The sequence below is a fragment of the Amycolatopsis sp. NPDC051758 genome (assembly GCF_044453095.1).
Classification (GTDB): domain Bacteria; phylum Actinomycetota; class Actinomycetes; order Mycobacteriales; family Pseudonocardiaceae; genus Amycolatopsis.
The window spans coordinates 1,506,415-1,526,185 of the sequence record NZ_JBITCJ010000001.1 but is presented as its reverse complement, the minus strand read 5'-3'; the positions used below and the strand labels follow the sequence as shown (position 1 = coordinate 1,526,185).

At 69.9% G+C, this 19,771-nt stretch carries 20 protein-coding genes; 6 read left to right on the top strand and 14 right to left on the bottom strand.

All coding sequences use genetic code 11. The annotated features are described in order from the left end of the window. Positions 1-253: 253 nt before the first annotated feature. The 3 genes from ACIA5G_RS07935 to ACIA5G_RS07925 are packed head-to-tail and all read right to left on the bottom strand — an operon-like array spanning position 254 to position 4,184. Positions 254-1,075 (bottom strand): YceI family protein, encoded by an 822-nt coding sequence (locus ACIA5G_RS07935; protein WP_395921445.1) that lies wholly within the window; start codon positions 1,073-1,075, stop codon positions 254-256. Further along, positions 1,072-3,657 carry an MFS transporter gene (locus ACIA5G_RS07930; protein WP_395921444.1) on the bottom strand — a complete coding sequence of 862 codons (2,586 nt, stop codon included), beginning with the start codon at positions 3,655-3,657 and terminating at the stop codon, positions 1,072-1,074. Before ACIA5G_RS07930 ends, ACIA5G_RS07935 begins: the two co-directional genes overlap by 4 nt. Then, complete coding sequence (locus ACIA5G_RS07925; RefSeq protein ID WP_395921443.1) at positions 3,654-4,184, bottom strand: MarR family winged helix-turn-helix transcriptional regulator; 531 nt, start codon at positions 4,182-4,184, stop codon at positions 3,654-3,656. The genes ACIA5G_RS07930 and ACIA5G_RS07925 overlap by 4 nt, the downstream gene beginning before the upstream one ends. A gap of 187 nt (positions 4,185-4,371) precedes the next feature. Between ACIA5G_RS07925 and ACIA5G_RS07920 the strand changes: the two genes are divergently transcribed. Continuing rightward, positions 4,372-4,797 carry a PPOX class F420-dependent oxidoreductase gene (locus ACIA5G_RS07920; RefSeq protein ID WP_395921442.1) on the top strand — a complete coding sequence of 142 codons (426 nt, stop codon included), beginning with the start codon at positions 4,372-4,374 and terminating at the stop codon, positions 4,795-4,797. Positions 4,798-4,872: 75 nt separating this feature from the next. Then, positions 4,873-6,264, top strand: coding sequence for an FAD-binding oxidoreductase (locus ACIA5G_RS07915; RefSeq protein WP_395921441.1), 1,392 nt, complete (start codon positions 4,873-4,875; stop codon positions 6,262-6,264). 137 nt (positions 6,265-6,401) lie between these two features. On the opposite strand, the gene ACIA5G_RS07910 is transcribed toward ACIA5G_RS07915, so the two are convergent. The 4 genes from ACIA5G_RS07910 to ACIA5G_RS07895 all read right to left on the bottom strand — a co-directional run bounded on the left by ACIA5G_RS07910 (position 6,402) and on the right by ACIA5G_RS07895 (position 9,391). Then, complete coding sequence (locus tag ACIA5G_RS07910; protein ID WP_395921440.1) at positions 6,402-7,106, bottom strand: DedA family protein; 705 nt, start codon at positions 7,104-7,106, stop codon at positions 6,402-6,404. A 45-nt stretch (positions 7,107-7,151) separates the two neighbouring features. After that, a complete protein-coding gene (locus ACIA5G_RS07905; RefSeq protein ID WP_395921438.1) occupies positions 7,152-7,547 on the bottom strand; it encodes a hypothetical protein in 396 nt (131 codons plus the stop codon). A gap of 28 nt (positions 7,548-7,575) precedes the next feature. Then, positions 7,576-8,727: an N-acetylglucosamine-6-phosphate deacetylase gene (gene nagA / locus ACIA5G_RS07900; RefSeq protein ID WP_395921952.1), complete on the bottom strand. Its 1,152-nt coding sequence runs from the start codon at positions 8,725-8,727 to the stop codon at positions 7,576-7,578. Between the two features lie 91 nt (positions 8,728-8,818). After that, entirely contained in the window at positions 8,819-9,391 is a 573-nt protein-coding gene (locus ACIA5G_RS07895; protein ID WP_395921951.1) for a SigE family RNA polymerase sigma factor, read from the bottom strand. A 231-nt stretch (positions 9,392-9,622) separates the two neighbouring features. Between ACIA5G_RS07895 and ACIA5G_RS07890 the strand changes: the two genes are divergently transcribed. After that, the gene (locus tag ACIA5G_RS07890) at positions 9,623-9,907 is read left to right on the top strand and encodes a YciI family protein (RefSeq protein WP_395921437.1); all 285 of its coding nucleotides are present in this window, start codon (positions 9,623-9,625) and stop codon (positions 9,905-9,907) included. Here ACIA5G_RS07890 and ACIA5G_RS07885 read toward each other — a convergent pair. The 6 genes from ACIA5G_RS07885 to ACIA5G_RS07860 form a co-directional block, all read right to left on the bottom strand. Next, on the bottom strand, positions 9,902-10,840 hold the full coding sequence (locus ACIA5G_RS07885; RefSeq protein WP_395921949.1) for a PDR/VanB family oxidoreductase: 939 nt from the start codon (positions 10,838-10,840) through the stop codon (positions 9,902-9,904). The genes ACIA5G_RS07890 and ACIA5G_RS07885 overlap by 6 nt on opposite strands. Positions 10,841-10,890: 50 nt before the next feature. Continuing rightward, positions 10,891-11,751 carry a metal-dependent hydrolase gene (locus ACIA5G_RS07880; RefSeq protein WP_395921436.1) on the bottom strand — a complete coding sequence of 287 codons (861 nt, stop codon included), beginning with the start codon at positions 11,749-11,751 and terminating at the stop codon, positions 10,891-10,893. Then, entirely contained in the window at positions 11,748-13,220 is a 1,473-nt protein-coding gene (locus ACIA5G_RS07875; RefSeq protein WP_395921434.1) for a flavin-containing monooxygenase, read from the bottom strand. The genes ACIA5G_RS07880 and ACIA5G_RS07875 overlap by 4 nt, the downstream gene beginning before the upstream one ends. Before the next feature lie 82 nt (positions 13,221-13,302). Continuing rightward, a complete protein-coding gene (locus ACIA5G_RS07870; protein ID WP_395921432.1) occupies positions 13,303-13,776 on the bottom strand; it encodes a pyridoxamine 5'-phosphate oxidase family protein in 474 nt (157 codons plus the stop codon). A gap of 10 nt (positions 13,777-13,786) precedes the next feature. Further along, complete coding sequence (locus ACIA5G_RS07865) at positions 13,787-14,701, bottom strand: SDR family oxidoreductase (RefSeq protein ID WP_395921430.1); 915 nt, start codon at positions 14,699-14,701, stop codon at positions 13,787-13,789. An 82-nt stretch (positions 14,702-14,783) separates the two neighbouring features. Then, on the bottom strand, positions 14,784-15,692 hold the full coding sequence (locus ACIA5G_RS07860; RefSeq protein WP_395921429.1) for an aldo/keto reductase: 909 nt from the start codon (positions 15,690-15,692) through the stop codon (positions 14,784-14,786). Positions 15,693-15,755: 63 nt separating this feature from the next. Between ACIA5G_RS07860 and ACIA5G_RS07855 the strand changes: the two genes are divergently transcribed. Further along, entirely contained in the window at positions 15,756-16,580 is an 825-nt protein-coding gene (locus ACIA5G_RS07855; protein ID WP_395921427.1) for an LLM class F420-dependent oxidoreductase, read from the top strand. A gap of 161 nt (positions 16,581-16,741) precedes the next feature. Further along, positions 16,742-17,773, top strand: coding sequence for a class II fructose-bisphosphate aldolase (gene fbaA / locus ACIA5G_RS07850; RefSeq protein WP_395921426.1), 1,032 nt, complete (start codon positions 16,742-16,744; stop codon positions 17,771-17,773). A gap of 50 nt (positions 17,774-17,823) precedes the next feature. Here the strand turns inward: fbaA and ACIA5G_RS07845 are convergent, their stop codons facing one another. After that, the gene (locus ACIA5G_RS07845; protein ID WP_395921425.1) at positions 17,824-19,014 is read right to left on the bottom strand and encodes a hypothetical protein; all 1,191 of its coding nucleotides are present in this window, start codon (positions 19,012-19,014) and stop codon (positions 17,824-17,826) included. Positions 19,015-19,255: 241 nt separating this feature from the next. Between ACIA5G_RS07845 and ACIA5G_RS07840 the strand changes: the two genes are divergently transcribed. After that, complete coding sequence (locus ACIA5G_RS07840; RefSeq protein ID WP_395921423.1) at positions 19,256-19,666, top strand: DUF3151 domain-containing protein; 411 nt, start codon at positions 19,256-19,258, stop codon at positions 19,664-19,666. The last annotated feature ends 105 nt before the right edge of the window (positions 19,667-19,771 follow it).

Below are 19,771 nucleotides of genomic sequence, written 5' to 3'. Positions count from 1 at the left end.
ATCGAGCGGTCCGGAAGATTCACCCGGCACGAACGGTGAAGGCCCCCTCACCAGCGGTGAGAGGGCCTTCCCGGCGATGCGGGACGAACCGGCGAACTCGCGTACCCGGAGGGTCGGCCGGCGTACCTGGAGGGTCGGCTCACGAACCGACCCTCCAGGCACGCGAGCCGACTGTCTGGGTACGTGAGCCGACTGTCTGGGTACGGAGAAGGCCCCCTCACCAGGGGTGAGAGGGCCTTCCCGAAACCAACGCTCAGAACTGCGGCAGCGACTCGCCCTGCACCGCTTCGATGTCCAGCTCGACCTTCACCGTCGTGCCGACCGCCGCGACGCCCGCGCGGACCATCGCGCTGTAGTTGATCGCGAACTCGTTGCGGTGCAGCTGGGTCTCGGCGTGGAACGCGGCGCGCACGCCGCCCCACGGGTCCGGGCCCCAGCCGCCGTACGTCAGCTCCAGCTCGATTTCGCGACGCTCGCCGTGCAGCGTCAGGTCGCCGACCAGCGTCCACGAGTCCGCGCCGCGCTGGCGCAGGCCCGAGCTGGTGAACGTGATCACCGGGTGCACGTCGACGTCGAGGAAGTCCGGCGACCGCAGGTGGTCGTCGCGCATCCGGATGCCGGTGTCGATGCTCGCCGCCTTGATCTCGGCGTGCACCGACGAGCGCTCGGCCGGGCGGCCGATCTCGATCCGGCCGGACACGTCCGGGAACCGCGCCTTGATGCTCGCGATGCCCAGGTGCCGCGCGGTCGCGACCACCGACGAGTGCATCGGGTCGATCACCCACGGCCCGGCCGGCGGCAGGTCGATCGCCTCGGCGACCGGGGCGAGCACGACGTCGCCGAGCGAGCCGGAGCCGTCCGAGGCGACCTGCGCCATCCGGGCGACCGGGGTGTACCCGGCCGCCGTGACGACGGCGGTGTAGGTGCCCGGCGCGAGCGCGTCGGTGACGACCTCGCCGCGGACGTCCGCCGCCTGCCGGGCGACCTGCCGCCCGGCCGGGTCGGTGACGGTGAGCACGGCGTGCTCGACCGCCCAACCTTCGGCCGTGCGGAGGGTCGCTCGCAGACCGCTCATGACCGGTCGACCAGCTCGTCGAGGGCCTGGTCGTAGCTCAGCCGGACGTCGTGGCCGGCCTCGCCGCCGGTGAGCTCCACCTGGCTGGTCGCCGGCGGGTAACCGCTCGCGACCACGGTGTACGCGCCCGCGGGCAGGTCGCTCACCACGTACCGGCCCTCACCGTCGGTCCGGGCCACGGCCGCGACGTTGCCTTCGGCGTCGAGCACGGTGATCCGCGCGTCCGGGACCACCCGGTCACCCTCGGTCCGCGCGACGCCGGTGAGCTGCACCGAGCTGGACAGCTCGAGGTCGTGCCGCAGCACGCCGCTGTCCGGCACGGTCAGCGTCACCGCGACGGGCCGGTAGCCCGGGCCGCTGGCGACCAGGGTGTAGGCCCCGGCGCCGACCCCGACGAAGGCGTAGGTGCCGTCCGCGGTCGTGATGAACGCGCCGTTCACCTCGCCCCGGCCGTCGGTCAGCGTGACCGTGACGCTCGCCAGCGGGGAGCCGGTCGCGGCCGCCCGCACGGTGCCGGTCAGCTCGCCGGACCCGGTGAGCGTGACGTCGACCGTCGCCGGCCCGTTGCTGATCACGACGCTGGAGGCCTGCGGCTGGTGGCCGTGGGCCGACACGATGAGGACGTACGCGCCCGGGCCCTGGCTGGGCACCGAGTAGCTGCCGTCCGCGGCGCCGGTGGCCCGCGCGACCTGGCGGCCGCGCTGGTCGATCAGGGTCAGTGCGGCACCCGAGACGTGGCTGCCGTCCTGACGGCGCACGTGCCCGGTCACCGGCAGCCCGCCCGCGCCGACGGGGACGTCGAGCTCGGAGTCGGCCACGGAGTTCGTGATCGGCATCGGCAGCGCACCCGACACGGCCTGGTAGTCACCGTGCCCGTTCCCGTTCAATGCGTGCTTCCCGCCGCCGACCAGGGCCGGCTCACGGTCGAGCGGCTTGACCGGCTCGACGATCTCGGTCGGCGCGTCGGCGAAGTCGTCCTCGTCGAGCAGCGCCTCGCCGCCTTCGACGGCCGCCGCGGCGGGGTTCATCCCGGCCAGCGGGATCTCCTTCATGAACAGCAGCACCACGGTGGCCAGCAGGGCCACCGCGCCCGCGACGTAGAACACCGTGGTGATCGACTCGGTGAAGCCGATCAGCACCGGGGTCTTGATCGCCTCGGGCAGGCTCTGGATGCCGCTGGTGTTCTCGGACAGGTTGCCGATCCCGGCGCCCGCGCCGGCCGGCAGCTTGCCGCCGAACGCCTTGGTGATGTTCGGGCCCAGCGTGTTGAACAGGATCGTCAGGAAGATGGCGACACCGGCGGTACCGCCGATCTGGCGGAAGAACGTCGCCGACGCGGTGGAGGCGCCCATGTCACTGCGCGGGCCGGCGTTTTGCACCGCGATGACCAGCGTCTGCATGCACTGGCCGAGGCCGAGGCCGATGATGGCCGCGGCGACCAGCGGGTGCCACAGCGCCGAGTTGTACTCGACCTGCGCGAAGAAGAACGCGCCGATGGCGATCAGCAGGGTGCCCAGGATCGGGAAGATCTTGTAGTGCCCGGTCTTCGACGTGATCCGGCCCGAGAGGATCGAGCTGGTCATGATGCCCGCCATCAGCGGCAGCATCAGCAACCCGGACTCGGTCGGCGTGTAGCCCTGCACGACCTGCATGAACTGCGGGATCATCGTGATCGCGCCGAACATCGCCACACCGACGATGACACCGCCGATGATCGCGACGGTGAACGTCGAGTTCTTGAACAGCCGCAGCGGGATCAGCGCGGCGTCCTTCATCAGCTTTTCGATCAGGATGAACGCGATCACGCCGACGCCACCCACGACGTAGCAGAGGATCGCCTTGCCGTCGCCCCAGCCCCACTTCTGGCCCTGTTCGGCGACGATCAGGAACGGCACGACCGCGACGACCAGCGAAAGCGCGCCCCACCAGTCGATCTTCTGGTCGTGGCGCTCGTGCGGCACGTTCAGGACCTTGGCGACGACGAACAGCGCGACAACACCGATCGGGACGTTGATCAGGAAGACCCAGCGCCAGCCGGAGATGCCGCCCAGGGTGTCGAAGCCGGCGAAGAAGCCACCCAGCACCGGACCGAGCACGGTGGAGAGGCCGAACACGGCGAGGATGTAACCCTGGTACCGGGGGCGTTCCCGCGGCGGGACGACGTCACCGATGATCGTCATGGCCAGCGACATCAGACCGCCGGCGCCGAGGCCCTGGACCGCGCGGAACGCGGCGAGCTCGTACATGGACTGCGAGAACGTCGAGGCCAGCGAACCGGCGACGAAGATCGTGATCGCGGCCAGGTAGAACGGCTTGCGGCCGTAGATGTCGGACAGCTTGCCGTAGATCGGCGTGACGATCGTCGAGGTGATCAGGTACGCCGTGGTGGCCCACGCCTGCAGGTCGAAGCCGTGCAGGTCGTTGGCGATCTTGACGATCGACGTGCCGACGATCGTCTGGTCGAGCGCGGCGAGGAACATGCCGCACATCAGGCCGCTCAGGATCGTGACGATCTGACGGTGGCTCAGCCGGGGCGGTTGACCCACCTCGGGCAGGGCCGGCGTTTCGGTGGTGGAACTCATGCGTTGGCCCCCTTGGCCGGAGCACCGGCGGACGCGTGGGCGTCGGCCAGTTGTGGAGAGTGGTTCTCGATACCTGTGTTGAGCCGGCCGAAGAGCCGGTTGAGGGTCTGGATCTCCCCTTCGGTCCAGTCCCCGAGCACTTCGGCCAGCCATTGGTTGCGCTGCTTGCGGTTCTCTTCGAACACCCGCATGCCCTCGGCCGTCGGCGCGAGCAGGCAGGCCCGCCCGTCCTCGGGGTCGGCCTGGCGCTCGACCAGGCCGTGCTGGACGAGGGAGCTCGACTGCCGGCTGATCGTGGAGATCTCGGAGTGGAGCGACTCGGCGAGCCGGCTGGTGCGCTGCGGGCCCTCGTGGATGAGGGTGAAGAGGATCGCGTACGCCGCCCGCTCGATCCCGTCGGGACCCTGCTTGGACACCTGTGACTTCGCCTTGTTGATCAGGCGGACCAGGCGGACGAGCTCGTGGCCGAGCTGGTCGGCGAGGTCGAGTTCGGCGGTGGGCCGGATGGCGGAGCTGTTCGGTGCCATGAGGGATCCTTCAACGGCTTTGGTTGGCGGCTGCAACTAGTTGCCTCAGGCAAGGATGTGCCTTCACTAGCGGTTATGCAAGCGGAGGGGAGGTCGATGTGTCGGAACACACTTTAGTTGCCGCATGCAAGCACATTTCTTCCGGGCTGCTCCGGAACAACGGCGGCCATCGCCGGTTGGAAGACGTATGACCGACGACACAGCGCTGAAGGACTTCATCACCCAGCACCGCCACGGCGTCCTGGCCACGATCCGCCGCGACGGCCGGCCCCAGCTGTCCACGATCACGCACCTGTACGACGCCGAGACGGACACGATCATCGCGTCGATCACCGAAACCCGGGCGAAGACGAAGAACATGCGCCGCGATCCACGGGTGACCTACCACGTCGGCAGTGAAGACGGCTGGAGCTACGTCGTCGCCGAGGGCCGGGCGTCGCTCACGGCGCCGGCGGCTTCCCGCGACGACAAGACGGTGGAGGCGCTGGTCGACTACTACCGCCGGGCGTCGGGGGAGCACCCGGACTGGGACGAGTACCGGGACGCGATGGTGACCGACCAGCGGGTGCTGCTGACGGTGCACATCGACAAGGTGCACGGCCTGGTCCGCTGAGTCCCGGCTGGGCTGAACCGGCGGATGTGAAACAAAACTTCCGCAGTGCGGACTACCCGGGCTTACCATGAAGTCATGAGCAACGAAGCTTTGGTCACCCGGCTCCGCGACCTCCTCGGCAAGAACGCCGTGCTCACCGACTCCGACGTCACCGCTTCCTACGCGCGCGACATGATGCCGCTCGCGCCGTCGGGCAAGCCGCTCGCCGTGGTGCTGCCGTCGAACGTCGAGGAGGTGCAGGCCGCCGTCAAGGCGTGTGCCGAAGCCAAGGTGCCGATCGTGCCGCGCGGCGCCGGCAGTGGCCTGTCCGGCGCCGCCAACGCGATCGACGGCTGCGTCATGCTGGCGCTGACCAAGCTCGACCAGATCGTCGAGATCGACCCCGGCAACCGGCTCGCCGTCGTGCAGCCCGGGGTGGTCAACCTCGACTTCCGCAATGCCGTCGAGAAGCACGGCCTGTTCTATCCGCCGGACCCGTCCAGCTACGACTGGTGCACCATCGGCGGCAACCTCTCCACCAACGCCGGCGGCCTCTGCTGCGTGAAGTACGGCGTCACGACCGACTCGGTCCTCGGCCTCGAGGTCGTCCTGGCGGACGGGTCGCTGCTGAAGACCGGCCGCCGGACGGTGAAGGGTGTCGCCGGGTACGACCTCGCGCGGCTGTTCGTCGGCAGCGAGGGCACGCTCGGCGTCATCACGCAGGCAACCGTGCAGCTCAAGCCGCTGCCGCAGGCGCCGGCGACGTTCGTCGCGGGCTTCACCACCACCGAAGCCGCCGGCGAGGCTGTCGCCCGTGTCGTCCGCGAAGGGCTTGTGCCGTCGCTGCTGGAGATCATGGACGCGTCGTCGATCAAGGCGTCCGAGACCTACCTCAAGACCGACCTCGGCGCGGGCTCGAACTGCCAGGCCCTGCTGCTCGGCCAGTCCGACGCCGGCGGTGAGGTCGCCCGCCGCGAGCTGGCCGCCCTCGAGCAGATCTGCGTCGACTGCGGCGCCGACCTCGCCTACACGACCGAGGACCTCGAAGAGGGCCGGATGCTGCTGCAGGCCCGCCGGGTCGTGCTGACCGCGCTGGAGACGTACGGCCTCTGGCTCACCGACGACGTCTGCGTCCCGCGCACCCGCATCGCCGAGCTCATCCGCGGCTGCGAGAAGGTCAGCGAAGAGGTCGGCCTGCGCATCGCCGTGGTCGGCCACGCCGGCGACGGCAACATGCACCCCACGATCGTCTACCAGCCCGACGACCCGGACGAGTTCGCCCGCGCCCAGCGCGCGTTCGACGAGATCCTCGAGATCGGCCTGTCCCTCGGCGGCACGGTGACCGGCGAGCACGGGGTGGGCAAGATCAAGCGCGAGTGGCTGGAGCGGGAGATCGGGCCGATCGGGCTGCGGGTGCACCGGCAGATCAAGCAGGCCCTGGACCCGGAGAACCTGTTCAACCCCGGGTCGATGTTCTCGATGACCTGATCCGCGCGACCGGGGGTCCCCCCTTGGGGCCCCCTGTTTTCACGTTACCGCGGGGGTACGACAGTTTCGGGCGGCCCGGAACGGCGAAGGGCCCCCACCGCCGACCGGTGCGGGCCCTTCGCCGTGTTCAGAACGAGTCAGTCCTTGATGCGCGGAATGCGCTGCGTGACCTCGGGGTCCGCCGACGACAGGGCGGCCTTCTTCTCGCGCCGCGCCTTCAGGTACTCCAGCACGATCGGCACCACCGAGATGAGCACGATCAGCACGAAGATCGCGTCGACGTTGTTCGCGATGAACGAGACGCCGCCGAGCAGGGAGCCGAGCACCGTGATGCCCGCGGCCCAGAGGATGCCGCCGATCACCGTGTACGTGAAGTAGCGCTTCGGGTCCATGCGGCCGATGCCGGCGATCCAGGTGATGAACGTCCGGACGAACGGCACGAACCGGGCCAGCACGACCGCCTTGGGGCCGTGCTTCTCCAGGAACTCGTGCGTCTTGTCGACGTACTCCTGCTTGAAGATCTTCGAATCCGGCCGGTTGAACAGCTTGGGCCCGACGAAGTAGCCGATGTAGTAACCGACCACGTTGCCGAGCAGCGCCGCGGCCGTCACCAGGACGCAGACCAGCCACAACGGCGCGTCGAGGGTGCCGTTCGCGATGAACAGGCCGGCCGTGAACAGCAGTGAGTCACCGGGCAGCACCGGGAAGATGCTGCTCTCGACGAAGATGATCAGGCAGAGCACCGCGATGACCGGCGTGGTCAGGCCGCTCAGCAGGTGCTGCGGGTCGAGCCATGACGGCAGCAGGGACATCGTGTTGACCGTGCTCTGGGCGAGAATCACCTCAAAAACGGTACAGGGTCACCCTGAGTCGTTACTGAGACCCGGTCAGACCAGCGTCAGCAGGCCCACCACGGACCCCGCGGCGAGGCCCAGGAGCACCGCCAGCATGAGGATCCAGTACGCGGGGAGCTGCGCGCCGCCGCTGGTGGCCTGCCGGACGGTCGGCGGCTCCGGACGCGGGGTGAACGTCGTGGCGGCGTCGGCGGTGGCCGCGTCGAGGGCGGCCCGCTCGCGCTCCAGCGAGCCCGCGCCGGCACCCGAGAGCAGCCCGTAGGCCGACGGCAGCTCGTTGATCGCGCTGGTCGGGACGGCGTCGGTGCCCGGCTCGGGTTCCCGGGCCGGGGTCGGCGACGACGCAGGCGGTGACGCCTGCGGGGCGAAGACGGCTTGCGCGCGAAGGGCGTCCGCCAGCAGCTGCTCGGGGTCCTTCGGCTCGCTCATCCCGCCCGTCCGTCTCTCGAATCCGGAGTTACGTACTCAAGGTAGCCGTACCCACCTCGGCGACCCATTCACCCCGGCGCAGCACCTTCGCCGGCCGCAGGTCCTGGTCGAGGACCACGATGTCGGCCGCGTAGCCGGGGCAGAGCATCCCGGTGTGGCCGGCGATGCCGAGCAGTTCGGCGGGGCGTTGCGACGTCGCGTGCACCGCGTCGAGGATGCCGAGTTTGGCACCCCGGACGAGGTTGCGGAAGGCGGTGTCCATCGTCAGGGTGCTGCCGGCCAGCGAACCGTTGTCCGCGAGCGTGGCGACACCGTCGTGCACGTCGACCTCGAGCCGGCCCAGCGTGTAGCGGCCGTCGGCGGCGTCGGTGGCCGACATCGCGTCGGTGATGAGCACCGTCCGGTTGCGGCCCGCGTGCTTCGCGGCCAGCCGCACCACGGTCGGGTGCAGGTGCACCAGGTCGCAGATGAGCTCGATGGTGATGCGCTCGTCGTCCAGCAGCGCCCCGACCGGGCCGGGCTCGCGGTGGTGCAGCGGCCGCATGCCGTTGAACAGGTGGGTCGCGACGGTCGCGCCCGCGTCGATGGCCGGCAGCAGCTGCTCCTCGACACCGTCGGTGTGCCCGATGGCGGCGATGACACCCGACTCGGCCAGCTGCCGGACGGCCTTTACGCCGCCGTGCAGCTCCGGCGCGATGGTGACCATCCGGATCGCGCCCTGGCCCGCGCGCAGGAGCTTCTCGACCGTGCCGGTGTCCGGCTCGAGCAGCGTCTCCGGGTCGTGCGCCCCGCAGCGGGCCTTCGAGATGAACGGCCCTTCCAGGTGGATGCCCGCGACCTCGCCGTCCTGGGCGAGCTCACGCAGCGCGGCCACCTGCTCACGCAGGATGTCCACCGGATCGGAAACCAGGCTAGCGAGCATGGTCGTGGTGCCGTGACGGCGGTGCGCTCGCACCGCCGTCAGGAGCTCCTCGGGATCGAGGGAGGTGAACGAAGCACCTCCCCCGCCGTGGCAGTGGGTGTCGACGAACCCAGGCACGACCAGTGCCCCGCCGACGTCCACGTGCTCGCCGGACGGCGGGGTCCCCGAACCCACGCCGGCGATCCGCCCGTCGGAGACGGCTACCCAGCCGTCGTCGAGTACACGGTCCGGGGCGGCGACCCGGCCGCCCATGATCACGAAATCTCCGGCGCCTCTCACGCACCCCAGCATATATTGGTCTGGACCAAGCATGGTGATACGACTCAGTGATCGGAATGGTCCACCCGGGTCACTGTGGTGTCTGCATGGCCTTCTGGAGTGCCTCGAGCGCCCGGCTGGCGGTCGACTTAACGGTACCCTTGGAGATGCCTGCGGCCTCAGAGATTTCGGCCTCGCTCAGCCCACCGTAGTAACGCAGCACCAGCACCTCGCGCTGGCGGGGCGGCAGCTTGGACAGCGCGCTGACCACGGCCTGGTGCTCGCTGGAGAGCATCGCGAGGCTCTCGGCGGACCGCGCGTTGACGGCGTGCGGCGGCACGTACTCCCGGGCGGTCTTGCGGCGGCGCAGCACGCTGCGCGACCCGTTGACCACCGCCGTGCGCAGGTAACCGACCGCGGCCGCGGCGTCACGCAGCCGGCCCCAGTTGCGATGCAGGCCGGTGAAGGCCTCCTGCACCACGTCTTCCGCGGTCGCGGGCTCGTCCACCAGCAGAATCGCCAGCCGGACCAGCCGCATGCGGTGCTGGCGGTAGAGGTCTTCGAGGGTCAGCGGCGCCGGCGTCTGCACCGGGGCCGGACCGTCCATGACCCGCAGCTGGCCGAGGGTTGCCTCGACACTGCGTTCCGCATTGCCCTCGAGCATGAACCCCTGCCTGTCCTCGACCCCGGTCCGGCCGTGCCGGTCGTCCCGGGTGGGAGCGGGCACGGTGTGCCGCGTCAGCAGGTTCACGGTATTCACAGCGCTCACACAGCTACTGACGCACGCCCAGCCTATCGGGTTGGCCTCCCACTGCCACTGATCGGATGCTGGGACACGGGCGACGGCCCGGTAGCGTCGGTCCCGTCCCGCCCCTGCCCGACCCCGGAGATCCACATGGCCTGGTACCTCGTCGAAATCACCTACGTCCAGGAGAAGATGCCGGAGGTCCGGCCCCGGCACCGCGAGTTCCTGCGGAACCTGGCCGGTCAGGGCCGCGTGGTGGTCGCCGGCCCGCTCGGCGACGGCTCCGGCGGCATCACGCTCTACCAGGCCGACGACGAAGCGCACCTGAAGGAGACCATCGACCAGGACCCGTACTTCCTGGAGGGCGTGGTCGCCGAACGGACCATCCGCGAGTTCAAGCCGGTCATCGGCGCCTGGGTGCCCGACGCGTCATAGGTCGAGCATGGCGGTGCCGCGGTCGACGCACAGCCGCATCGACCCGCCGCCGGCCGCCGGCACCGTGCAGGTCCCGCAGAAACCCTGGCGGCACGAGTACGCCGTGCCGGGTCGTTCCTCGAGCAGGACGTCGAGGGCCGAGCGGTGGCCCGGGACCGCCAATACTTGCCCTGACCTGCGAAGAGTCAGCTGGAACGGCTCGCCGTCGACGATGGGTGGCGGGGCGAACCGCTCGAAGTGGACGGCTTTCGCGCCGGTCAGCGCCAGGTCGACGCGGACGCCGGTGATCATCGGCACCGGGCCGCAGCAGTACACCGAGGCGCCGTCCGGGACGTCTTCGAGGAGCTCGGCGCCGGACGCGGGGATGCCGTACTCGGTGTCCGGCCGGATCCACACGCGGTCGTCGTCCGGCAGTTCGCCGAGGAACGGCATCGACGCGCGGCTGCGGCCGGTGTAGACCAGCCGCCAGTCCGCGCCGAGGGCCGTCGCGCGGTGCACCATCGGCAGGATCGGCGTGATCCCGATGCCGCCCGCGATGAACAGGAACGGGCCCTCGCCGACAAACGGGAACGCCGTCCGCGGGCCGCGCACGGTGACCCGCGTGCCCGGTGTGAGCGCGTGGACCTCGGCCGACGCGACGCCGATCTTCCGCACGGCAATGCGGTAATGGTCCTTTTCGGACGGGTCGCCGCACAGCGAGTACTGCCGGACCAGGCCGGACGGCAGGACGAGGTCGACGTGCGCGCCCGGCCGCCAGCCCGGCAGCGGGCCGCCGTTCGCCAGGCGCAGGCTGACGACGTCCTCGGCCTCGGGTTCGACGGTTTCGATGACGAGCGGCAGGTTCCGGTCCACCGCGCGCACCGGCGGCCGCCGTTTCCCGCTGAACTGCGACATCCGGCGGTAAACACCCACCACACCGACCAAAGTGGACATCAGGCGGTCGGTCCGGTTGCTGCCGTCGAGCCGGGTCGGCCGGCCGAGCGTCACTCCGCGGCTCGCGCGGCGGGTGAGCTCGCCAGGTACGCCACCGCCTGCTCGGTGTTCCCGGTCTCCGTCGGGTGGTACGACTTCCGGAAGTACGGCCGGATCTCGCGCAGCAGCTGACGCCCGGTCGGCAGCAGCCCCCGCTTCGCCGCCCGGCGATAGCCCCGCAGCGACGCGCGGCCCGGGCGGGTCGGGTCGTTGCGCATCAGGTACCGCGTGCCGCGGAGGAACACCCAGGCCAGCACCGGCGTCACCGCCGCCATGCTGCGCACCCGGCGCGTGTACCGCCCGTCGAGGTGCATGAACAGGTCGAACGCGACGGACCGGTGCTCGACCTCCTCGGCGCCGTGCCAGCGCAGCAGGTCGAGCATCACCGGGTCGGCGCCCGCCCGCTCCAGGGGCGCGTCGAGCACCCACTGGCCGAGGAACGCCGTGTAGTGCTCGATCGCGGCGACGATCCCGAGCCGTTCGACCAGCCATTCTTCGGCGGCTTGGCCGGTCAGGTCGCGGTCGCCGAGCAGCTTCCGGAACAGCCACTCCATCTGCGCGATGTACGGCCGCACGCGGACACCGGCGGCCTCGAGGTGGGCCGCCGCGCCGTCGTGGGCGTCGGCGTGCACCGCCTCCTGGCCGATGAAGCCGAGGACGTCCGCCTTGAGCCGCTCGTCGCGGATCAGCGGCACGGCCTGCTTGAACACCTCGACGAACCAGCGTTCGCCCTCGGGCAGTGCCAGGTGCAGGACGTTGATGGTGTGCGTGACCTGCGGTTCACCGGGGATCCAGTGCATCGGCAGCGCGGCCCAGTCGAACTTGACGTCCCGGGCGTGCAGGACGAGCTGCTCGGGCTCTTCGACGGTCATGACGCCCGGCCGCTCAGCTCGTAGTCGGCCGGGTCCACCTTCCGCGTCTCCAGCCAATAGCGCCAGGTGAAGCCGGGCCAGATCGTCCGGTTGACACCCTTCGCGTCGAGGTACCAGCTCTTGCAGCCGCCCTGCGTCCAGACGCCCTTGACCAGCTTGTCCTGGATGTCCTGCTGGAACTTGTCCTGCACCCCGGGCCGGACGTCGACCGCCGCGGCGCCGCGGGAGTCGGCCAGCTTGATCGCGTCGACGACGTACCGGGACTGCGACTCGATCATGAACACGACGGAGTTGTGGCCCAGCGCGGTGTTCGGGCCGAGCAGGAAGAACAGGTTCGGGAAGCCGGAGACGGTGATGCCCTTGTGGGTCTGCATCCCCTCGGCGGCCCACTCCTTGGCGAGGTTGCGGCCGTCGACCCCGGTGATGTCGAGGTACTCCAGCGCGTCGGTGACCTTGAAGCCGGTGCCGTAGACGATCGCGTCGACCTCGTGCTCGACTCCGGCAGCATCGACGATCGAGTGCGCCTTGACCTCCTTGATCCCGGCGGTGTTCACGTCGACGTTCGGCCGGTCCAGCGCCGGGTAGTAGTCGTTGGAGATCAGGACGCGCTTGCAGCCCATCGTGTAGCCGGGCGTGACCTTCTTGCGCAGCGCGCGGTCGGTGATGCCCTTCGCGATGTTGCGCTTGGCGATCAGCTCGCCGGCCTTCATGATCGCCGGGTGGCCGTTGAAGCCGATGGCGCGCGCTTCGAGGAGCCAGTACAGCGCGTTGCGGTAGAGGCGCTGGGTGCCGGGGACCCGCTTGAACAGCGTCTGCGCCCACGACGGCATTGCGTGGTCGGGCTTCGGCATGATCCACGGCGGCGTGCGCTGGAAGAGCGTCAGCTCGGCGACTTCGGGAGCGATCTTCGGAACGAACTGGACGGCGCTGGCACCGGTACCGACGACGGCGACGCGCTTGCCGCGCAGGTCGTATTCGTGGTTCCACTGGGCGGAGTGCCAGGTCTGGCCCTTGAACTTCGCGATCCCGGGCAGCTCGGGGACCTGCGGGATGTGCAGGCCGCCGACGCCGGAGACGAGGAACTGCGCGACGAACTCGCGGCCGTCCTTCGTGGTCGCCGTCCAGCGGCGCTCCTGCTCGTCCCAGTGGGCGCCGGTCAGCTCGACGCCGAACCGGATCTTCTCGCGCAGCCGGTACTTGTCCGCGACACCCTTGAGGTAGTCGAAGATCTCCGGCTGCGGCGAGAACGACCGTGACCAGTCCGGGTTCTGCTCGTACGAGAACGAGTACATGTGCGACTGCACGTCGCACGCGCACCCCGGGTACGAGTTGTCGCGCCAGGTGCCGCCCACCTCGGTGGCCTTCTCCAGGATCACGTAGTCCCGGATGCCGGCCTTTTCGAGCTGGATCGCCTGGCCGAGCCCGGAGAACCCGGTGCCCACGATCACGACCTTGAACCGCTCGGTCATCTGTCTCGGCCTCCGCTGCGTCGAGGATGTGCCCAGATGACGTTACCTCAGGTAACAGTTACTTGGAAGTACTACCTACCGACTAGTACGTCCCGCCGAGCTTCGTGTGGTCCCAGCTGACGACCTTCGTCGGGTGGAAGATCAGCCCGATGCGTTTCGGGGCCTGACCTGCGATGAAGGCGCTCAGCTCGGACGGTACGGGGTCACCGGGCTTGGCACCCGCGTACCGCTGCATGAGCGTGATCCCCATCCGGGTGACTTCCGCGGTGTCCTCGATGATCTGGACGTCGGCCTCGAGCGAGATGCCGCGGAGCTTCTCGTAGCTGTCGCCGTCTTCGATCAGCGCGGTCGCCTCCGGCAGCCGCCGCAGGTTCTTCGCCTTCTGCGAGGTGCCGTACGTCCAGGTCGCGACGCCGTCCTCGTGCGGGAAGTACCAGAGCGGCGCGAGGTGCGGGCGGCCGTTCGGGCCGACGCTGGCGACGTTGATGACCTTCTGCTCGTCGAGGTACGCGCGCACCTCGTCCTCGGTCATCCGGATCTGGTCCCGACGCGACATCCGCAGCTCCCTACGACTTGGTCGTCGCCGCGCGGCCGCCGTGCCCGGTGACCGCCGACTCGAACGCGCCGCGCGCCTCGATGTCGGCCAGCGCGGCCTTGTCCGCCGAAGGTACCCGGCTGCGGGAGCCGATTTCGATGATCGGCGGGAGGAACGCGCGGAGCAGCTTGAGCCCGCCGACCCAGCGCGGCACGTGGATCGTCCGGGCGCGCTTGAGGATGCCCGCCTCGAGGTTGTCCAGCGCGACGTCCAGCGGGTAGGTCCTGCCGATCAGGCCGGGCATCGACGCGCGGAGCTTGCCGAACACCGGGTGCGCGTCGGCGCTTTCGACCAGGTCGGTGCGGATCCACGTCGGGTGCGCGACGCCGACCTTGACACCGAGGTGCGCGACTTCGGCGCGCAGGCTGTTGGAGAACGCCTCGACGCCGGCCTTCGCGGCGGAGTAGTTCGCCATGCCCGGCGCGTGCGTGATCGCGGCGAGGCTCGAGATCGCCAGCAGGTAACCCTTGCGGTTGATGACGTGCGGGAGCGTGACGCGGAACGTGCGCCAGACGCCGAGCAGGTCGACCTCGATGACCTTCTCGAACGCGGCCCGGTCGACCGAGCGGACGAAGCCCGCGGTGGCGATGCCGGCGTTGGCGATGACGATGTCGATGCCGCCGAAGTGCTCGACGACGTCAGCGGTGGCTCGCTCGAGCGCGTCCCAGCTGGTGACGTCGGCTTCCCAGGACTTCGCGTTCGGCCCGATCCGGTCGGCGACCTTCTGCTGCTCCTCGGCTTCGAGGCCGACGAGGGCGACCTTCGCGCCGCGGGCGGCGAGCCGCTCGGCCAGCCCGGCCCCGATGCCGCGGGCGGCGCCGGTGATCAGGACGACCTTGCCGTCGACCTTCTTGGTGCCGCTCAGCAGCGAAAACGGGTTGGCCACGGTGCCCTCCTGGACGTCGCACGTCGCTATCTGGAGGGCACCGTACCTCAACTTACTGCCAGTAAGCTACCCGATAGTAGGTTCAGGCTTCGCTCAATGCGGTGACTTCGGCGTCGGTCAGGTCGAGCGTCACCGACGCGATGAGGTCGGTGAGCTGCTCGGGTGTCCGGGCGCTGGCGATCGGCGCGGCGACCGTCGGCTGCCGGCGCAGCCAGGCGAGCGACACCGTGGCGACCGAAACGCCGTGCGCGGCCGCCACCTCGTCGAGCGCGGCGAGCACACGCTCGCCGCTGGCGTCCAAATAGGACGATGCGCGGGCGGCACGCGGGCTGTCGCCCGGTTCGTCCTTCGTGCGGTACTTGCCGGTGAGGAACCCCTTCGCGAGGGCGAAGTACGGCAGCGTCGCCAGGCCTTCCCGCTCGACGAGCGGGGCGAGGTCACGCTCGTAGTCGCGCTCGACGAGGTTGTAGTGCGGCTGCAGCACGGCGAACCGCGCCAGGCCGTTCCGGTCCGAAATGGACAGTGCTTCGGCGAGCCGCTCGGCGCTGTAGTTGGACGCGCCGAGGTGGCGCACCTTGCCCGCGCGGACCAGCGCGTCGAACGCTTCCAGCGTCTCTTCGAGCGGGGTGTCCGGGTCGTCCCGGTGTGCGTAGTAGAGGTCGATGTGGTCGGTCTTCAGGCGGCGCAGCGAGTCCTCGGCCGCGGCCTGGATGTTCTTCGCCGAGAGCCCCGGCCGGCCGTCCCACATGCCGACCTTGGTCGCGACGACGACGTCGTCCCGGTTGTCGCGCGCGGCGAGCCAGTTGCCGAGGATCTCCTCGGAGCCGCCGCCCCCGCCGTAGAGGTCGGCGGAGTCCACGAAGTTGCCGCCGGCCGCGGTGTAGGCGTCCAGCACGGCGAAGGACTGCGCCTCGTCCGCCGTCCAGCCGAAGACATTGCCGCCGAGGTTGAGTCCGTACACGTCGAGGTCGGTGTTGCCCAGCTTGGTCATGCCTTCGACGTTAGTTTGTGGAGGCCGGGAGGAAAATCGCCGTCTCACGCGTTGGAGTGTTCCATGGCTATCGAACTGGGCAAGCTCGGAATCTGGCGGTACCACGCAAACGTCGACGCGAAGTTCGCGGCGGAGGCGGAGAAGCTCGGCTACGGGGCGATCTGGCTGGGCGGCTCGCCCGGTGTCGACGACCTCGCCTCCGTGGACGGCCTCCTCGCGGCGACGGACTCGCTGGTCATCGCGACCGGCATCGTGAACATCTGGCAGGACGAACCGGCGTCGATCGCGAAGGTGTACGAGCGCATCGCGGCGAAGTACCCGGACCGCTTCCTGCTCGGTGTCGGCGCGGGCCACCGCGAAGCGACGAAGGAGTACAAGAAGCCGTACGCGGCCCTGGTCGACTACCTCGACGGCCTCGACGCGGCGGGCGTCCCGGTCGGCGGCCGCGCGCTGGCGGCGCTCGGCCCGAAGGTGGTGGCGTTGTCGGGCGAGCGCACGGCGGGCGCGCACCCGTACCTGACCACGCCGGAGCACACCCGCAGCACGCGCGAGATCCTCGGCGCGGGCAAGCTGCTGGCCCCGGAGCACAAGGTCGTGCTTTCGACCGACGTCGCCGAGGCCCGCGCGATCGGCCGCAACACGGTCAAGTACTACCTCGGGCTGTCGAACTACGTCGCCAACCTGCGGAAACTCGGCTTCACGGACGAGGACCTCGAGGGTGAGGGCAGTGACCACCTGATCGACGCACTGGCCTTGCACGGTGATGCTTCGACGATCGCCAGCGGGCTTTCGGCCCACCTCGAGGCGGGGGCGGACCAGGTGGTCGTCCAGGTGCTGAACGAGGACCCGTGGCCCGCGTACCGCGCGCTGGCTTCGGAGCTGCGCTGAGCGTGTGATCTCCGTCCGGCCGCCGGTTCGCCCGGCGGCCGGGCGGGATCGTTCTGAACCGATTCCACGTGCGCGGAAGTTTCCGCGCGGGGACCGGTGTGCGGCGGCGGTACACCTCGTACGATGCGGTCGGGACCCATCCCTGCCAAGGAGGAATACCGATGCCCATCGCGACCCCCGAGGTCTACGCGGAGATGCTCGACCGGGCGAAGGCGAACGAGTTCGCCTACCCGGCCATCAACGTGACCTCGTCCGAGACCGTGAACGCCGCCATCCGCGGGTTCGCCGAGGCGGAGAGCGACGGGATCATCCAGTTCTCCACCGGCGGTGCGGAGTTCGCGTCCGGCCAGAAGGTCAAGGACATGGTGACCGGCGCGGCCGCGCTCGCGGAGTTCGCCCAGGTCGTGGCGGCGAAGTACGACGTCAACGTCGCGCTGCACACCGACCACTGCCCGAAGGACAAGCTGGACGGTTTTGTCCGCCCGCTGATCGAGATCTCGGCCGAGCGCGTCAAGAACGGCCAGAACCCGCTGTTCCAGTCCCACATGTGGGACGGCTCGGCGATCGACCTCGACGAGAACCTCGAGATCGCCGCGGAGCTGCTCGCCAAGACGGCGGCCGCCAAGATCATCCTCGAGGTCGAGATCGGCGTTGTCGGTGGCGAAGAGGACGGCGTCGAGGCGGAGATCAACGAGAAGCTGTACACCGCCGAGGGCGACTTCCTGAAGACGATCGACGCGCTCGGCTCCGGCGACAAGGGCCGCTACCTGCTGGCGGCGACCTTCGGCAACGTCCACGGCGTCTACAAGCCGGGCAACGTGAAGCTGCGCCCGGACGTGCTGAAGGGCGGCCAGGAGGCGGCGGCGAAGAAGCTCGGCCTCGACGCCGGCGCAAAGCCGTTCGAGCTGGTCTTCCACGGCGGCTCGGGCTCGCTGCCGGAGGAGATCCGCGAGGCGGTGTCGTACGGCGTGGTGAAGATGAACGTCGACACCGACACGCAGTACGCGTTCACGCGCCCGATCGTCGACCACTTCTTCAAGAACTACGACGGCGTCCTGAAGATCGACGGCGAGGTCGGCAACAAGAAGGTCTACGACCCGCGTTCGTACCTGAAGGCCGCTGAAGCCGGGATGGCTCAGCGTGTGGTCGAGGCCTGCCAGGCCCTCGGCTCGGCTGGGACGAAGGTCAAGTAGCCGGACACGAAGGGGCCGCCACGGTTTCCGTGGCGGCCCCTTCGTCGTGTTCAGACTGCTTCGGAAACCGTTCGTCGAGCGGTCCACCGCCGCGTCGCCGGGCCGGCTGCTGCCCAGAGCGCGAACACCCCGCCCAGCACCACCAAAGCCGTCCAGTACGCCACCGGCGGTGCGGACTCCGTGTGCGCGTCACCCAGCACCCACGGCCGGAACTGCGACTGCACCCAAAGCGCCCCATACCCGAACGCGGTGACGAGCAATGCCCCCACGCCGGCCGTCAAAAGCCCGTGACCACGTCCGATGACGAACGCCAGGTCCACGGCGAGACCCACAAAAAGCAGGTAGAACGGGATCGTCGACACCGGGAAGCCCATGCCGAGCAGCAGCGGCCACATCACGCCGCGGTAGGCGATGTACGCCAGCGCCACCGCGGAAGCCGACCAGCGGAAACCCAGCGTGCGGCGGGCCAGGGCCAGGATCAGCGCCATCACGCCGATGCCCCACACCGGGTACACCCACTCGGGAATCGGCATCGTGAAGTGCAGGATCGCGGTCCGGTCGACCGGGTGGCCGATCTGGTTCGCCGCGAACGAGAGCAGCGTCGGCTCGGCCTCCGGGGCGCCGCGCTCCCAGGCGCGGAGGCCGAGGATGCCGTACTCCTGCTGGCCGTTCGGGAAGAACGTGTTCTCCAGGAAGAACGCCCACAGCGCGAGCAGCACGCCGGTGCGGAAGCGCCCGGGCGGCGCGGACCGGAGCCAGCCGAGCAGCACGCCCGCCTGCATGATGCCCGTGCCCAGGTAGAGCATCATGTGGGACGGGCTCCACGCGGTCAGGTCGAGGCCGTTGACGCGGTGGTTGATGACGTCGAGCGGCGCCGCGATCAGGAACGTCAGCAGGCCGATCTGCATCAGCCGGAGTGACGTCTTGTCGGCGCCGAGACCCGTGTAGCTGTGGATCGCCACCAGCACCACGATGATCACCGTGCCGACAGTGTTGATCAGGTGCGGCGGGGCCAGGTCGTCACGCAGCCACATGAAGTGCCACGACATGTCCCACGACGAGCCGACCAGCTTGAACCCGAACGCCGCCAGCCACATCCCGTAGCAGAACCGCAGCACCCACTCCGGCGTCGGCTGCCCGGGGGCGCCGCGGTGCCAGTGCCGCGTGAAGAACAGCCGCGTCTTGGCGACGGGGCTGCGCGGGATCACGTCCACGACGGGGACGTCGACTGCCTTGGCCATGCCGACATCATGGCCGGTCATGGTCACGAGCGGGCCAAGACCGTGGCAAACGACGCCAAAATCGGGGTTCACCCCTACGGGTGGACGATTTGCTTCCGGGCTGCGGGACTTGGCATGGTGTGCCGCCATGATGCCGAAACGAGTTGTGGCAGCTGTCCTGATCGCCGCGCTGGTGCTGGCCGGCGGCGGGGTTCTCGCGGGCCTGTTCTTCTGATCCGGGCGCGTGGGCACAATGGGCGGCATGACGCACAACCTGCTCGGCCCCGAGCCGACGCTGCTGCCCGAGCACACCGCCGCCCAGGCCGCGCTCGACGCCGGGAACGACCCGGCGGCCGTTGCGGCCGAACACCCCGACTACAGCGAGGCCTGGGCTTCGCTGGCCGAGAAGGCCTTCGACGCGGGTGAGACCGTCGCCGCGTACGCGTACGCCCGCACCGGTTACCACCGGGGTCTCGACCAGCTGCGCCGTGCCGGCTGGAAGGGCTTCGGCCCGGTGCCGTGGTCGCACCGCCCGAACCAGGGCTTCCTGCGTGCCCTCGCCGTGCTCGGCAAGGCCGCCGGGAAGATCGGCGAGACCGAGGAGTACGACCGCTGCCGGACCTTCCTCGCCGACTCCGACCCCGCCGCCGCGGAAGCCACCGGCCTGAAGTGACACCCGGCGTGGGGGGGGGGGGGGGGGGGGGGGGGGGGGCCCCCCACCCCCCCCCCCCCCGGGGGGGGGGGGGGGCCCCGCGCAGCCCCCCCGCCCCCACCGGAG